13 protein-coding genes are annotated in these 16,262 nt (G+C 56.9%); 7 read left to right on the forward strand and 6 right to left on the reverse strand.

From position 1 onward, the window contains the following. Positions 1-37: 37 nt before the first annotated feature. Complete coding sequence (locus RYB66_RS11665) at positions 38-280, reverse strand: hypothetical protein (RefSeq protein ID WP_002555214.1); 243 nt, start codon at positions 278-280, stop codon at positions 38-40. 256 nt (positions 281-536) lie between these two features. Further along, positions 537-2,120 carry a peptide chain release factor 3 gene (locus RYB66_RS11670; protein ID WP_002555213.1) on the reverse strand — a complete coding sequence of 528 codons (1,584 nt, stop codon included), beginning with the start codon at positions 2,118-2,120 and terminating at the stop codon, positions 537-539. Between the two features lie 344 nt (positions 2,121-2,464). On the opposite strand from RYB66_RS11670, the gene RYB66_RS11675 reads away from it, so the two are divergent. The 6 genes from RYB66_RS11675 to RYB66_RS11700 all read left to right on the forward strand — a co-directional run bounded on the left by RYB66_RS11675 (position 2,465) and on the right by RYB66_RS11700 (position 8,847). Then, on the forward strand, positions 2,465-3,178 hold the full coding sequence (locus RYB66_RS11675) for an ABC transporter permease (protein ID WP_005745342.1): 714 nt from the start codon (positions 2,465-2,467) through the stop codon (positions 3,176-3,178). Between the two features lie 14 nt (positions 3,179-3,192). Next, on the forward strand, positions 3,193-4,086 hold the full coding sequence (locus RYB66_RS11680) for a glycine betaine ABC transporter substrate-binding protein (RefSeq protein WP_005745340.1): 894 nt from the start codon (positions 3,193-3,195) through the stop codon (positions 4,084-4,086). Positions 4,087-4,099: 13 nt separating this feature from the next. Next, positions 4,100-4,753: an ABC transporter permease gene (locus RYB66_RS11685; RefSeq protein WP_005745339.1), complete on the forward strand. Its 654-nt coding sequence runs from the start codon at positions 4,100-4,102 to the stop codon at positions 4,751-4,753. Continuing rightward, a complete protein-coding gene (locus tag RYB66_RS11690; RefSeq protein WP_005745338.1) occupies positions 4,750-5,907 on the forward strand; it encodes a betaine/proline/choline family ABC transporter ATP-binding protein in 1,158 nt (385 codons plus the stop codon). The genes RYB66_RS11685 and RYB66_RS11690 overlap by 4 nt, the downstream gene beginning before the upstream one ends. A gap of 296 nt (positions 5,908-6,203) precedes the next feature. Beyond that, entirely contained in the window at positions 6,204-7,313 is a 1,110-nt protein-coding gene (locus RYB66_RS11695) for an RHS repeat-associated core domain-containing protein (protein WP_016982589.1), read from the forward strand. Positions 7,314-7,683: 370 nt separating this feature from the next. After that, the gene (locus tag RYB66_RS11700) at positions 7,684-8,847 is read left to right on the forward strand and encodes a type III PLP-dependent enzyme (RefSeq protein ID WP_005745335.1); all 1,164 of its coding nucleotides are present in this window, start codon (positions 7,684-7,686) and stop codon (positions 8,845-8,847) included. 224 nt (positions 8,848-9,071) lie between these two features. On the opposite strand, the gene RYB66_RS11705 is transcribed toward RYB66_RS11700, so the two are convergent. Then, positions 9,072-10,064, reverse strand: coding sequence for an alpha-xenorhabdolysin family binary toxin subunit B (locus RYB66_RS11705; protein WP_020477116.1), 993 nt, complete (start codon positions 10,062-10,064; stop codon positions 9,072-9,074). Between the two features lie 7 nt (positions 10,065-10,071). Further along, complete coding sequence (locus RYB66_RS11710; RefSeq protein WP_005780838.1) at positions 10,072-11,316, reverse strand: alpha-xenorhabdolysin family binary toxin subunit A; 1,245 nt, start codon at positions 11,314-11,316, stop codon at positions 10,072-10,074. A 345-nt stretch (positions 11,317-11,661) separates the two neighbouring features. Between RYB66_RS11710 and RYB66_RS11715 the strand changes: the two genes are divergently transcribed. Further along, the gene (locus RYB66_RS11715) at positions 11,662-14,184 is read left to right on the forward strand and encodes a PepSY domain-containing protein (RefSeq protein ID WP_005745332.1); all 2,523 of its coding nucleotides are present in this window, start codon (positions 11,662-11,664) and stop codon (positions 14,182-14,184) included. 130 nt (positions 14,185-14,314) lie between these two features. Here the strand turns inward: RYB66_RS11715 and RYB66_RS11720 are convergent, their stop codons facing one another. Together RYB66_RS11720 and RYB66_RS11725 are read right to left on the reverse strand one after the other, a co-directional pair. Next, entirely contained in the window at positions 14,315-15,289 is a 975-nt protein-coding gene (locus tag RYB66_RS11720) for a peptide ABC transporter ATP-binding protein (RefSeq protein WP_003379694.1), read from the reverse strand. Continuing rightward, entirely contained in the window at positions 15,289-16,257 is a 969-nt protein-coding gene (locus RYB66_RS11725) for an ABC transporter ATP-binding protein (RefSeq protein WP_002555195.1), read from the reverse strand. Before RYB66_RS11725 ends, RYB66_RS11720 begins: the two co-directional genes overlap by 1 nt. Between the last annotated feature and the right edge of the window lie 5 nt (positions 16,258-16,262).

Consider the following 16,262-nt stretch of genomic DNA (forward strand, 5'->3'; position numbering starts at 1 on the left):
ATTCGTTCAGCGGCGGGGTTGTGCTGATGCTCCATGCTCAGTGCAACTCACCCATCGGGCGTAACGCCCGCGCATAGCAGAACAGAAACAGGTTTCTCACCAGCTCCTTGAGCACCAATGGTTCGCTGGAACTCAAGCTGCACACATCCAGATCGCCCTGATCACGTAACTCCTCCAGCGCTTCCTCTTCCAGCACCGCACACACTTCGCCCGTCTCGCGATGAAGAATTCTCAGGTAAGGGTGGGGCCGGTCCAGCCATGCATCGATCAAATAGGTCATGTCTCATCTCCTGTGCAAGTAAGATGAGAATAATTCTTATCGGGATAATAGCAAGGCACTATTGAGATTAATTCTCATTTTGCGCTGAATGGTTGATCCAGGTCAGTGGATGTTCAGGAAGGGTTGGACGCAGAGCGTCCAGAACGGCATGCGACGCAGAGCGTCGCACGATAGTCGCCATTGAGCTTATCGTTCCTCACGCTCCAGCGTGGGAATGCCGTTCCCGACGCTCTGCGTCGCACGATAGTCTGGGTTATCAATGGTGCTCGCGGGTGGCGCGGAATTTCACGTCGGGCCAGCGTTCTTCCATCAGTGCCAGGTTCACGCGGGTAGGGGCGAGGTAGGTCAGGTGACCGCCGCCGTCCACTGCCAGGTTTTCCACAGCCTTGTTCTCAAACTCTTCAAGCTTCTTCTTGTCGGCGCAGTCGATCCAGCGGGCTGACCAGACGGTGATTGGCTCGTAGGCGCACTCGACCTTGTATTCTTCCTTCAGACGGCTGGCGACCACATCGAACTGCAGCACCCCGACGGCGCCGAGGATGATGTCGTTGCTGCGCTGCGGAAAGAACACCTGTGTGGCGCCTTCTTCGGCCAGCTGCTGAAGGCCCTGACGCAGTTGCTTGGATTTGAGCGGGTCCTTCAGGCGCACGCGGCGGAACAGCTCCGGTGCGAAGTGCGGAATACCGGTGAAGCCCAGCGCTTCGCCTTCGGTGAAGGTGTCGCCGATCTGGATGGTGCCGTGGTTGTGCAAACCGATGATGTCACCGGCGTAGGCTTCTTCCAGTTGCTCGCGCTCGGAAGAGAAGAACGTCAGCGCATCACCGATCCGCACGTCCTTGCCCAAGCGCACGTGGCGCATTTTCATGCCCTTGTCGTAACGGCCGGAGCAGATACGCATGAACGCGATGCGGTCGCGGTGCTTGGGGTCCATGTTCGCCTGGATCTTGAACACGAAACCGCTGAATTTCTCTTCGGCCGGTTCGACGGTGCGCTCGTTGGCCACGCGTGCCAGTGGCTTGGGAGCCCAGTTCACCACGGCATCGAGTACATGGTCGACGCCGAAGTTGCCCAGCGCGGTGCCGAAAAACACCGGGGTCAATTGGCCGTCGATGAATTCCTGCTGGTTGAACTCGTGGCAGGCACCCTGCACCAGTTCCAGTTGCTCGACAAAGCGGTCGTACTCGTCACCCAGATGGGCGCGGGCTTCGTCCGAATCGAGTTTCTCGATGATTTTGGTTTCCGTACGCTCGTGGCCATGACCTGCGGTGTAGACAATGATGTAGTCGTCGGCCAGGTGATAGACACCTTTGAAGTCGCGGTAGCAACCAATCGGCCAGGTGATCGGCGCAGCCTTGATCTTGAGGACGGCTTCGATTTCATCAAGCAGCTCGATAGGGTCGCGGATGTCGCGGTCGAGCTTGTTGATGAAACTGACGATAGGCGTGTCGCGCAGGCGGCAGACATCCATCAGCGCAATGGTGCGTGGCTCGACGCCTTTACCGCCGTCGAGGACCATCAGCGCGGAGTCGACTGCCGTCAGGGTGCGATAGGTGTCTTCGGAGAAGTCTTCGTGACCCGGCGTGTCGAGCAGGTTGATCATGTGCTCGCGATACGGAAACTGCATCACGGATGTGGTGATGGAAATACCGCGTTGTTTCTCCATTTCCATCCAGTCGGATGTGGCATGACGGTCGGATTTACGCGACTTGACCGTACCGGCGATAGAAATGGCCTTGCCCATCAGCAGGAGTTTTTCCGTGATGGTGGTTTTACCCGCATCCGGGTGGGAAATAATGGCGAAAGTGCGGCGTTTCGCGACTTCGGCGGCCTGTTGGGTCATGGGAAATCGCCTGAGACGGTATTGAAAAAGGGCGCAGATTATAGCTCAACTCGCGGCAATAACCGAACCGTTCAGACAATAAACGATGGCCAGATAATGTCTCGTGTGGGAACCTTTCAGGTCGTGGAGACGTCCACTCCCCCGTCAAGGCTCGCAACGAAGCCAACGCAAGGGGCTGATTCATCAGCATGTTGGCTTGACGAAGCTGCGCTTATGGCTTGTGTTTTCGCCGAGGTTAAACCCTTACCGGCGACCCACCCGCTGCTCTTCGCGAACGTTATTGCCGGTGTCCTTTGCGGACGCCCTGGTCAACGCGTTCGCCGACTGAAATAAGGAGTCCGCCTGTGGCTAATCGCTATGGCAAGGGGCTATTGGGAGGTGCGGTTGTGATCGCACTCCTGGCCCTGCTGATCCACTGGATCGGCATCAGTACTATCAAGCAATACCAGGATGACCTGCTGTTCTACCTTCAGGCTCACCTGATTCTGGTTCTGGTTTCAATGTTGGCGGCCCTGGTGGTCGGTATCCCCGCAGGCATCGCCCTAAGCCGCCCGAGCATGGTTGGCCGCGCCGAACGTTTCATGCAGATATTCAACATTGGCAACACCGTTCCTCCTCTCGCCGTTCTGGCCATTGCCCTCGGGATACTCGGGATCGGCAGCGGGCCTGCGATCTTCGCGCTGTTCCTCGCCTCTTTGCTGCCCATCGTGCGCAACACCTATGAAGGCCTGAAAAACGTTCAGGGTTCACTCAAGGAAGCCGCTGTCGGTATCGGCATGACGCCGCGTCAGGTGTTGTGGCGTGTCGAGTTGCCTAACGCCGTGCCGATCATCATCGGTGGTGTGCGTGTCGCGCTGGCGATCAATGTCGGGACCGCGCCGCTGGCGTTTCTCATCGGTGCCAATAGCCTGGGCAGCCTGATTTTCCCCGGCATCGCCTTGAACAACCAGCCGCAATTGGTGCTGGGTGCGGCGTGTACCGCTCTGCTGGCGCTGCTGCTTGACGGGCTGGTGGTACTGGCCAGTCGTCTCTGGCTGGAACGCGGTCTGGCTCGCTGAGCGAAGGAATTATCATGAAAAGAATATGTTTGTTTTTAGGTTTGGCCTTGCTGTTTCCGGCATTTGCCCAAGCGGCGGATAAACCCCTTCTACGGGTCGGCGCACGGGTGTTCACTGAACAGACCATGCTTGCCGAGCTGACTGCGCAATACCTGCGAACCAAGAACTACGATGTGCAGATTACCGGCGGTCTTGGTAGCAACCTGGCGCGTAGCGCACAGGAAAGCGGTCAGTTGGATCTACTCTGGGAATACACTGGTGTGTCGCTGGTTGCCTACAACCACATCGATGAAAAACTCGACAGCGCACAGACTTACGCGCGAGTGAAGGAAGTCGATGCCAAGAAAGGCCTGGTCTGGCTTTCGCCGTCGAAATTCAACAACACCTACGCGTTGGCACTGCCGCAAAAAGTGGCTGACAAGTACCCGCAGGTCAACACCATGACCGACCTGACCAAAGTGCTCAAGGACGAAGCCAAAGAGGGTCATGTCGTAGCGCTGGACACCGAGTTTGCCAACCGTTCCGACGGCCTGATCGGTATGGTCAAGCACTACGACATGAATCTCGGTCGTGAAAACACCCGGCAGATGGACGCCGGGCTGGTCTACACCGCGTTGCGCAACGGTCAGGTTTTCGCCGGTCTGGTGTACACCACCGACGGACGTCTCAATGCGTTCAAACTGAAAGTGCTGGAAGACGACAAGCACTACTTCCCTGACTACACCGCAGCGCCGGTGATCCGTCAGGAATATCTGGACAAGCATCCGGACATCGCCACGCTGCTCAAGCCGCTGGCTGACCTGCTGGACAACCAGACCATGATCGACCTCAACGCTCGCGTCGACGTCGGCCATGAAAGCCCCTCCACGGTTGCTGCAGACTTTCTGCGCCAGCACCCATTGAATTAAGGAAGGAGACGATATGAGTTTCTTGAGCGCCTTCTCCCATCTGGACTGGGCACAGGTTCTGCAACTGACCTGGCAGCACATTACGCTGGTGGGCATCGCCGTGACCCTGGCGATTCTCGTCGGCGTGCCGCTGGGCGTGCTGATGACGCGTTTTCCAGCATTGGCAGGCCCGTTGCAGGCCAGCGCCACGGTGCTGCTGACCGTGCCGTCGATTGCCCTGTTCGGCCTGCTGTTGCCGTTCTATTCCAAATTTGGCCAGGGCCTTGGCCCGATGCCGGCTATTACCGCAGTGTTTCTTTATTCGCTGCTGCCGATCATGCGTAACACCTACCTGGCCCTGACAGGCGTCGAACCGGGTATTCGCGAGGCCGCCAAAGGCATCGGCATGACCTTCGGCCAGCGCCTGCGCATGGTTGAACTGCCTATCGCCGTACCCGTAATCCTCGCCGGTGTGCGCACCGCCGTGGTGATGAATATTGGTGTCATGACCATCGCCGCGACCATCGGTGCCGGTGGTCTGGGTGTACTCATTCTCGCTTCAATCAGCCGCAGCGATATGTCGATGCTGATCGTCGGCGCGGTACTGGTCAGCATTCTGGCCATCATCGCCGACCTTCTCCTGCAATGGCTGCAACGCACGCTGACTCCAAAAGGATTACTGAAATGATCGAACTCCAGAACCTCTCCAAGACTTTCCAGAGCAACGGCAAAGAAGTGAAGGCTGTCGATTCGGTCAGCCTCACGGTCAACGAAGGCGAAATCTGCGTCTTCCTTGGCCCTTCGGGCTGCGGCAAGAGCACCACGCTGAAAATGATCAACCGCCTGATCATGCCGACCTCCGGCAAAGTGCTGATCAATGGCGAAGACACCACTGATCTGGACGAAGTGACCCTGCGTCGCAACATCGGCTACGTGATTCAGCAAATCGGTCTGTTCCCGAACATGACCATCGAAGAGAACATCGTGGTCGTGCCCAAGCTGCTCGGCTGGGACAAACAGCGTTGCCATGACCGTGCTCGCGAACTGATGAGCATGATCAAGCTGGAGCCCAAGCAGTACCTGCATCGCTACCCGCGTGAACTGTCAGGTGGTCAGCAACAGCGTATCGGCGTGATCCGTGCACTGGCAGCCGACGCGCCCTTGCTGTTGATGGACGAACCGTTCGGTGCGGTCGACCCGATCAACCGCGAGATGATCCAGAACGAGTTCTTCGAGATGCAGCGCGCGCTGAACAAGACCGTGATCATGGTCAGCCACGACATTGATGAAGCCATCAAGCTGGGCGACAAGATCGCCATCTTCCGTGGCGGTAAACTGCTGCAGATCGATCACCCGGACACCTTGCTCGCGCATCCGGCGGACGACTTCGTCAGCAGCTTCGTCGGCCAGGACAGCACCCTCAAGCGTCTGCTGCTGGTCAAGGCCGAAGATGCAGCCGACAACGCGCCATCGGTCAGCCCGGAAACCCCGGTGGCCGATGCGCTGGACGTGATGGACGAAAATGACCGTCGCTACATCGTTGTCACCGACAGCGAGAACAAGGCAATGGGCTACGTACGTCGCCGTGACCTGCATCGCCAGCAGGGCACGTGCGCGCAGTTCCTGCGTGAGTTCAACGCAACCGCCGCTTACGACGAGCACTTGCGCATCCTGCTGTCGCGCATGTACGAGTTCAACCGCGCCTGGCTACCGGTGCTGGATGCCGAGAACGTGTTCCTGGGTGAAGTGACGCAGGAGTCCATTGCGGCTTACCTGAGCTCGGGTCGTTCGCGTGGTATGAAGACCAGTATTGTTTCGCCTGCGGATCAGGTTGCTTCCTGATTTTTGGCATTACCGCCAGTCTTCGTGACTGGCGGTAGCCGTTGCCACCCGTTTCTCCACGTTGCAGTGGCCGTCTTCATCAAATTTCTTGCTACTGATCCTGCCTCCCCGTTTGTTCAACCTGGAAGGGCACGCCTTACCGTCAGTGATCCCGGATGAATGGAGGTCGTTGACGTAAAGTTCGTGCTGCTCTCGCTGCGTTTCTGCCTGTGCAGGCTACTGGCATTTCTGTCAGTAGCACTTTGGGCAGCGGTTGATTTAGTTTCTTCTGACCGAAGCGCAGCGAGGTACTGATGATGAACGAGCTTTGTCGATACAGGTATGACCCTTTGGATCGCCTTGCGAGTCTGACTCCTCTGGCTCAGGCGATGAGGCAGCGGTTCTATGGCGGCCAGCAGTTGACAACCGAAGTGCTTGATGGCGAGCAGCGCACACTTTTTCGCGTGAGAGGAATGCCTCTGGCGCAGCAGACCCTTGCCAATGGAAAGCGCCTTGTTGTTTTGGATGCTGCAGATCAGCAACAAAATGTATTGCATGCGGGCGGTGTTGAGCAGAGGACGGCTATTGCCTACACACCTTATGGTTACAGTGAAAAAGCTGCGAGGAACCCAGAGGTACCGGGCTTCAATGGAGAGCAGATTGACACAGTTACCGGTCACTACCTGCTTGGCAACGGTTACCGGGCCTACAATCCGGTCTTGATGCGCTTCAACAGCCCCGATAGCTTCAGCCCTTTTGGCGAAGGCGGGCTTAATGCCTATGGCTATTGTGCGGGTGATCCGGTGAACCGGAGCGACCCTGGCGGGCATATTTTTCGCGCTATTGGCACACTATTCCAAGGGGTATCAAGGAATACGCGGCTGATGAGAGACGCCGCGGAACAATGGTTACGCGGTTCCAGAGGGCGCGGATTGCCTGCGATCAAAAATAAGCTGTCCGAGGGCATTTTTCGCAAACCAGAGGCCGTTCTTGCCGACATGCCGCCGCACATAAAAGAAATGATTGCGGGTAATTTGTCTGGTCTTGATGCCGCAAGTCTGGCACGCACTTCCAAGGACTTCGAAAGCGTGGTGATGGCTGCATCAGCGCGTCAGTTCAATGCACTGAATATCCCCGACCTTGCTTTTCAACCGTGGTTGAAAAAGCTCGACGAAATCCATCACGGTGAGGTGACGGGTATTGCGCCGATGTTCCCACGTCGCGAAGGTATTCCGTTTTCCTATGTGCAGGCCAAACTGATAAGAGAGCCTCGATTACGATTGCAGCCCGGTCGACTCTTGCGCCTGCAATCGCCCGTTCGGATAACCTACTATCAAACGTCCGCCATGGGTGCTGACGCTGAGGCTCTGGTTCATGAGCAGCGACTTTATATGATGCATAACAGACGTCCAGATTGGCTTTTTTGATTTCTCAACGGATCCTTGCCAACCGGACGCGTTTGTCGGTTTATCAGACACTGAGGAACATCTGCCTGTCATGCAGGTCGGTTAAACAGGTCCTTGGGAAGGCAACTCAAGCGCTCTGTGCAAAAACGCGACATTTTTTGTTGATATCCGGCCCCTCAGGTCCTAAAGTTCGCGCCGAACGTCCATGCTGGAAACGATCCATCCGGCTCAAGTACTGACGACGAGACAGCAAGGCCAGGAAGGCAGCCCTTCAGGGCCTTTTTGCTTTCGGCGACATGCCTTGGGAAGTAGGCGAACCAAAGTGGGGATACGGAGGGCGTTCATTTGCACCCATTTACCAATACCGCTTGCCATCAGGAGTTCCAGCAGCATGTCGATCAATGTCGAAGACTACTATTCAGCCGAAACCTTCAAGAAAATGAAGACGTTCGCTGACAAGCAAGAAACTCCGTTCGTGGTCATTGATACCGCCATCATCAGCAAAGCCTACGACGACCTGCGTGCGGGCTTCGAGTTTGCCAAGGTCTATTACGCTGTCAAAGCCAACCCGGCCGTCGAAGTCATCAATCTGCTCAAGGACAAGGGTTCCAGCTTCGACATCGCGTCGATCTACGAGCTGGACAAGGTCATGAGCTGTGGCGTTGGTCCGGAGCGCATCAGCTACGGCAACACCATCAAGAAATCCAAGGACATTCGCTACTTCTACGAGAAGGGCGTGCGTCTGTTCGCAACCGACTCGGAAGCGGATCTGCGCAACATTGCCAAGGCTGCGCCGGGTGCGAAAGTCTACGTGCGTATTCTGACCGAAGGCTCGACCACCGCCGACTGGCCGCTGTCGCGCAAGTTCGGCTGCCAGACCGACATGGCCATGGACCTGCTGATTCTTGCCCGTGATCTGGGTCTGGTGCCTTACGGCATCTCGTTCCACGTCGGCTCGCAGCAGCGCGACATCAGCGTCTGGGATGCTGCCATCGCCAAGGTCAAAGTGATCTTCGAGCGTCTGAAAGAAGAAGACGGCATCGTTCTGAAGCTGATCAACATGGGCGGCGGCTTCCCGGCCAACTACATCACCCGCACCAACAGCCTGGAAACCTACGCTGAAGAGATCATCCGCTTCCTGAAGGAAGACTTTGGTGACGACCTGCCGGAAATCATTCTGGAGCCAGGCCGTTCGCTGATCTCCAACGCCGGTATTCTGGTCAGCGAAGTGGTACTGGTCGCCCGTAAGTCGCGTACTGCGGTCGAGCGTTGGGTATACACCGACGTGGGCAAGTTCTCCGGTCTGATCGAAACCATGGACGAAGCCATCAAGTTTCCGATCTGGACCGAGAAGAAAGGCGAAATGGAAGAAGTGGTCATTGCAGGCCCGACCTGCGACAGCGCCGACATCATGTACGAGAACTACAAGTACGGTCTGCCACTCAACCTGGCCATCGGTGACCGTATGTACTGGTTGTCGACCGGTGCCTACACCACCAGCTACAGCGCAGTGGAATTCAACGGCTTTCCGCCATTGAAGTCGTTCTATCTGTAAGCGTTGTCCTGATATGAAAACCCGCGAGTGATCGCGGGTTTTTTTTGCGTTTCATCCAGGGTTCAGACAGTCAGATCCTGTCCAGTGTCGAACGCTTCTGAAAGACGCTGAATTTCCCGCACGTTGAATTGATAGCTGTTTGGCTGCCGTTTAACGGCAGGTGCATAAACGCAGGTTGCAAGGACGTACAGGCCATTACCCTTGCAACGTGGGCTTCGGTGGCGTCAGCGAATGCGGTTCAAGTAGCCGATCAACTGTTGGCCCGAGTTGATCAGGCGCATGCTGCGTTGCTTGCCATCGGATGCGCTTGTGGTGTTGACGACCAGAAAGCTGTCCAGAGTGTTTTTGATTTTCTGGTATTGCTCGACATAAGCGGCGCGATGTTCGTCAAAAGCGTTGAAGCATTCAATCAGCTCAATGCGCTGTGCGAGCGCCATTTTTTCCTTGTCCATGCCTGCCAGTTGCTGGGACAGGGCATTGATGCGCTCGCGAAAACCATCACGGCGTTTGATCATCGCGATGAGGTTGATTCCCGCCTCACCCTTTTCCAGGGTCGCCTTCATTTGCTCGAGCGCCAGCATGATCACTGCGAGTTCAGGGGGCTGCATTCCCAGGCTGAGCACCTTGTCTGCAGTGATCAACGTGTCCTTGGCAATACTCGTCGCGCCCTTGCTTTCCAGGGCGTCAATAGCGGTGCTCAGCACTTGACGCTCTTCGTTCAACTTCGCCAGGGTGGTGTGTAAAACGTCGAGTCTGGTGCCTGCGTTTGCCATGTCACCTTGCAGACTCTGCCCAAACTCAGCGGTCTGCTGTCGATCAATACCTTGTGTCATGCCACTCAGAGCACTGGCCAGTTGCTGGGCTATGGCAGTGGCATTGTTCACGAGGCGCTGACACTGAACGTTGATATCTTCCAGCTCCTCGGCATCGATGGGAGTGGCGGAGGGTTGAGCGTACTGCCTCAGCAGGGCGGTCTTCGACTCGATATCGATGATCAGCCGTTCAGCGTGTTCTCCGAGGTACTGTTGTTCAGTGACAGCCAGGATGTTCAGGCGTGTGAGCTTTTCATAAAGGTTGGGCAGGTAGTGGGTCTTGGCAAACAGAAGGTCTGCCGTTACCAGACTGTTACGCATGAGGTGAAGACTGCGAGTCATGATGTCGCGGTCGGGTATTTGACCAGCGAAGGCTGTGTCATTGGGCGTGAACGTATTTTTCATTGTCGAGTTATCCATAAATCCGTTTATATTCTTCATCCGCTTCCTTAAACACATTAAGCAAGGCGTCCGAGTCGACTTCGATGGTCTTCCAGGGGTGAACGACTTGTCTGAAGTGATTCATAAATTGCCGTAAGGACAAGGCATCGTTTATCTCGGACGCCGATACCGCAGACGCCTCAATAAACAAAAACAGTTTGTTCCATACGGTAATCAGGTTTTTAGTCGCCACGTCGGCATCGACCACAATCGTTGCCAGGTTCTGCAAGTTAAACTTTACCCTGCTCAATGAGCCCAGAATAGTGTTCTTGTCTTGCAAGGTTTCTATGTCGGCGGTTTGTTGCGTCATTAATTCATTGCGTGCGGCCCTGACATTTTCAGCTTCTACGCCGAAATAAATGCCCAATGCCAAGCCCACAATGTTCAAGCTACTGACCGAATTCAACGATTGTTGTACCACCGCCTTGTATTCTTTGTTCTTTTCATCGATGTCCTTTGCGCGCTGTTCGATATCCAGGTTCAGCTTCGCCACGTCGGCCGGCAGTGAACTGTTGTCGATGGCAACCATTTTGCGCTGTATCTCGGGCCCGACATGCAGCGACAGGTCCAGGCCAAACTGATCCAGTTCCTTCTTGATGGTTTGGGCATCGGCCAGATTGGCTGCAATCAGGTCCAGTATATCGGTGAGGTGGGAGCCGATTTCCTGGGTGATCTCCTTATCGTTTTCATCCAGCTCGATGCCCGGGAAGTCCTTGCCCAGTTCAAGACTCAAGCGCGTTACATCCTCCAGTGTCTTGATCTGGTGATGGTCAACGATTTTCCCGGCCCTGACGTCGCCGTTGATCTCCTCCATGCTCTGGCCGTACACCAGCATCTTGCCTGCGAAGACCTTCAGTTTGCTGCCGATGCCCAGAAGGTCGGTGCGCAGAGGACTCCAGCGACGCGCATGCCGGTGGATAAGGTTGAAACTTTTCAGGAAGTCTTCAGGTTCAAGCCCTGCACCGGCGCCTTTTGAATAGCCGAGATAAACAATGACGTCCTCCAGCTCAACGGGCAGGGCGAGGCCCGCCAATTCATATTTCTTGAGGTTGATAATCTGCTCTTTGGTCAGAATCAAACCGGGTGCACGGGTGACGTGCTTATCATTGGCAGACGACATCGTACTGAACAGTTCGGCCGTTTTTATCGCCTCATCCGCCTTGAGGTCTCCGGATAAAGGTAACGCCTGCATGACGTTGTAAAACATTGGGTTCATGGGTATGTCCTTATTTCCACTGGGAGAACAGATGTTGATCTCCTCAACATGTTAATGTTCTCGTGTTGAAAAAGGTTAGTGTTTTAAGGGTGAGGGCGTCAAAGCATAAACATGGATTAAAGATGTAAGATAAATGACTCTTTACAGTCAGTCTGCCGTGGGCGGCTGCCCTTTTTTACAGAGGTGGTATATGTATAAATTCAATGCTTTTTAATAAAGATGTTTTGTTCCCGTCAGCGGCACGAATGAACAGGGAAACCCACGTTACCTCGATTTTAAGATGAGAATGCGTCGCGGTTGGAGCATACTGCGCGCCGCAGCCTGCAGAGGGGGAGAGCGTCGGCGTTGAAGAAAGTCCTGTTTCAACTGCACTGGTTCTTTGGGATCACGGCAGGTCTGGTGCTGACCCTCATGGGGATTACCGGCGCGCTGTATTCGTTCGAAGACGAAATTCTTGATGTTCTGAACCCAGACGTTCTGCTCGTGCAGGAGCGTACGGCTACCTTGCCACCGATTGAGCTTGTTCACAGGCTGGAGGCAGCGACCGGGCTGACCGTCGCTATGCTGCGTGTCGATACGCTGGGCAATCGTGCCGCTCAGGTGTATTTCACCCCGGAGCCGGGCGAACGGCGCGGTCCCAAACGCAATTTCGATCCCTATACCGGCGAGCTGAAAGGCGATGCTGTAGGTGAGGGCTTTTTCGACTTTGTCCTGCAACTGCATCGTTATCTGGCAGCAGGTGAGGTGGGTAAACAGATCACTGCGGCCTGCACACTGGTTCTGGTGTTCTTCTGCCTGTCCGGGCTCTACCTGCGCTGGCCTCGCAACGCGCTGAACTGGCGTGTCTGGCTGACGATGGACTGGGCTAAAAAGGGCCGCAGTTTCAACTGGGACCTGCATTCGGTGTTTGGTACCTGGTGCCTGTTGTTCTACCTGCTGTTCGCGATCACGGGCCTTAACTGGTCTTATGACTGGGTGAGCAATGGTCTGAACAGGCTGCTGGGAGATTCGCTGCCTGTACAGCGCAAAGCCCCTGTGGCCCCTTCCAGCCAATCCGAGCCGTTGCTGGTTGATTACGCTGCCATCTGGGACAGTGTGCAGAAAACCGCCGGGCCTGAACTACGTGCTTATAACTTGCGTTTGCCTGCTTCTGGCGGCCAACCGGCCACGGTGTTCTACCTGCTCAAGGACTCACCTCATCCACGGGCCTTGAACAGCATCACGCTTGACCCGGCCAACGGTCAAGTCAGCTCGGTTTCACGCTATGCAGAGCGCAGTTTCGGCGCGCAATTGCTGGCCAGCAACTATGCGCTGCACGTTGGTAGCTATTTCGGCCTCGTCGGCCGGCTCATCATGACGGCTGCATCGTTGATGATGCCGCTGTTCTTTATCACTGGCTGGTTGTTGTACCTGGATCGACGTCGCAAGCAGCGCGCTGTCAGAAGTGCGCGCGGCGAGGTTCAGAGTGAATGGGCAGATGATGCTGCTTCCTGGCTGATAGGTTTCGCCAGCCAGAGCGGTTTTGCCGAGCAGTTGGCCTGGCAGGCTGCTGGCCAGTTGCAGGCTTCAGGAGTGTCTGTGCGCGTGAAGCGGCTGGGCGATTTGACCGAAGAGGATTTCAGTCAGAGTCGTAAGGCGCTGTTCGTCGTCAGCACCTTTGGTGAGGGCGAGGCGCCCGATAGCGCGCGAGGTTTCGAGCGTAAGTTGCTGGGCCGTCCGTTGGAACTGAAGCAGCTCGAATACGCCGTTCTGGCCCTGGGCGATCGTCAATACCCGCATTTCTGCGGTTTTGCCCATCGTTTGCATGGCTGGTTGGCTGAGCGTGGCGGGCGCACGTTGTTCCCGCCTGTTGAAGTGGACAGCGCTGATCCAGCAGCCCTGCAACACTGGCAGCAGCAGCTGGGACAATTGACTGGCTCCGTGCCTTCAACGCACTGGCAGGCACCGGTGTTCGAGAACTGGACGCTGGCGCGGCGCGAGCATTTGAACCCGGGCAGCAGTGGTTCGAAGGTTTACCTGCTGGACCTGACAGCGTCGACGTCAGCGAGCTGGCAGGCGGGGGATCTGGTCGAGGTGATGCCGCGCAATGCGGCACAGGTCATTGAACCCTTTCTCGCCGGGCTGGGTGTCGATCCTGCCACGCCGGTAGCCGTGGATGGCTTGCAGGAGCCGCTCAGTCAGGCGCTGGCAACCCGCCAACTGCCGCACAATCGTGCGCATCTGGTGGGCCTGCACGCGCAGGCGCTGATCGACGCGCTGGCGCCGGTATCTGCTCGTGAATATTCGATCGCTTCGATTCCGGAAGACGGACGTCTGCAACTCATCGTGCGTCAGGAAGTTCATCCTGACGGCAGTCTGGGGCTGGGCTCCGGCTGGCTGACCACCCATGCCGACCTCGACGGCGCGATCAGTCTGCGTTTGCGCCGCAACAGCAGTTTTCATTTGCCTGTCGATTCCGTCCCGCTGATCCTGCTGGGCAATGGTACGGGGCTGGCCGGTTTGCGCAGTCTGCTCAAGTCTCGCATCGCTCAAGGGCAGATGCGCAACTGGCTGCTATTCGGCGAACGTAACCGCGCCCACGATTTTCATTGTGGTAACGAACTGGAGGACTGGCTGGAGGCTGGTCATCTGAATCGACTGGATCTTGCCTTCTCACGTGACCAGGCTGAGAAAATCTACGTGCAGGATCGCTTGCGTGATGCGGCTGATGAACTGCGAAAATGGCTGGACGACGGTGCCGCGATCTATATTTGTGGCAGCCTGCTCGGTATGGCGGCGGGGGTGGATCAGGTGTTGAAGGATGTGCTGGGAGAGCAGAGAGTCAGTGAGCTGATCGAGCAAGGACGTTATCGGCGGGATGTGTATTGATCGGCGTGCCGATACGAAAGTCTTTGAGAAAGATTGGACGCGGAGCGTCCAGAACTGCGTGCCCACGCTGGAGCGTGGGCACGATAGTCTTCTAGCTTCTAGCTTCTAGCTTCTAGCTTCTAGCTTCAGCCTATGCCGCTACAAATTGCTCGGCATAGTGGCAGGCCACCTGGCGGTTATCCACCAGGCGCAGTTCCGGTACGTCTGTTGCGCAACGTTCGGTCGCGTAAGGGCAGCGCTTGTGGAAAGCGCAGCCGCTTGGCGGGTTGAGCGGGTTGGGCAGCTCGCCGACGATCTTGATCTTCGGTTTGAGCGGGTCCGGGTGGATGGTCGGGGTCGCTGACAACAGTGCCTGAGTGTAAGGGTGCAGCGGACGGTTATAGATCTCTTCCTTGGGCCCCATTTCCGCTGGCCGCCCCAGGTACATCACCAAGACCGTATCGGCGACATGACGCACCACCGAAAGGTTGTGGGAGATGAACACGTAGGCGGTATTGAATTCCTGCTGCAAATCCATGAACAGGTTCAGCACCTGTGCCTGAATCGACACGTCCAGCGCCGAAGTCGGTTCGTCCGCGACCAGCACTTTGGGCTGTAGCATCATCGCCCGGGCCAGCGCGATACGCTGACGCTGACCGCCGGAAAACATATGCGGGTAGCGCTGATAGTGCTCGGGGCGCAAACCGACCTGAGCCATCATCGCCTGCACTTTTTCCCGACGTTCTGCTGCCGACAGTTTGGTGTTGATCAACAGCGGCTCGCCGAGCTGGTCACCGACTTTCTGGCGTGGGTTGAGCGACGCGTAAGGGCTCTGGAATACCATCTGTACGTCTTTGCGCAACTGCTTGCGCTCGGACTTGCTGGCACCGGTCACTTCCTGGCCAGCGATTTTCAGCGAACCCGATGAAGGTTCTTCAATCAGTGTCAGCGCGCGGGCCAGCGTCGACTTGCCACAGCCGGACTCGCCGACCACAGCCAGGGTCTTGCCGGCTTCCAGTTCGAAGGACACACCGTTAAGCGCGCGCACCAGCGCTGTGCCTTTGAACAGGCCTCGGGAGACTTCGTAGTGACGGGTAAGGTCGCGGGCGGTAAGTACGACGCTCATTACGCCACCTCCTGATTCAAGGGATAGAAGCAGCGCGCCAGGCTATGGGCCTTGGGGTCCAGGCCAGGACGTTCGGTCCGGCAGTTGTCGCGCACATACGGGCAGCGCGGTGAAAGCAGGCAACCCTGTGGCCGGTCATAGCGACCCGGAACCATGCCCGGCAGCGTGGCGAGGCGTTCGGCGCCCATGCTGTGCTCGGGAATAGCAGCCAGCAAGGCTTCGCTGTACGGGTGGGCAGGGACCTCGAACAGACCGGGCACCTGACCGACTTCCACGGCCTGACCGGCATACATCACACAGACGCGCTGCGCGGTTTCAGCCACTACCGCCAGGTCGTGAGTGATCAGCACCAGCGCCATGTCCTGCTCTTTTTGCAGGCTCAGCAACAGCTCCATGATCTGCGCCTGAATGGTCACGTCCAGCGCGGTGGTCGGTTCGTCGGCGATCAGCAGTTTCGGTTCGCCGGCGATGGCCATGGCAATTGCCACACGCTGGCTCATGCCGCCCGACAGTTGATGCGGGTAGGCATTCAGGCGCGCAGCCGCGCCAGGGATTTCGACCTTTTCCAGCAGTTCCAGCGCGCGCTGGCGTGCCGCCTTGCCCGACATGTTCAGGTGCTGGCGCAGCACTTCCTCGATCTGGAAGCCCACGGTGTAACTGGGGTTCAGCGCGGTCATCGGGTCCTGGAAAACCATCGCCAGGTCTTTGCCGATGATGCGACGACGCTGCCGTGCGTTCAGCTTGAGCAGGTCCTTGCCGTCGAAGTTGAGCGCGTCGGCGGTGATGATGCCGGGTGAATCGATCAGCCCCATCAGCGCCATCATGGTCACGGATTTACCGGACCCCGATTCGCCAACAATGGCCAATACTTCGCCTTTTTCGACGCTCAGGGACAGGCCGTCCACAACAGGTACGGCTTTGGCGTCGCCGAAGCGGACGTTGAGATTCTTGATTTCAAGAAGTGACATGCGAA

The sequence above is a fragment of the Pseudomonas syringae group sp. 243L2 genome (assembly GCF_032587875.1).
Lineage (GTDB): Bacteria > Pseudomonadota > Gammaproteobacteria > Pseudomonadales > Pseudomonadaceae > Aquipseudomonas > Aquipseudomonas amygdali.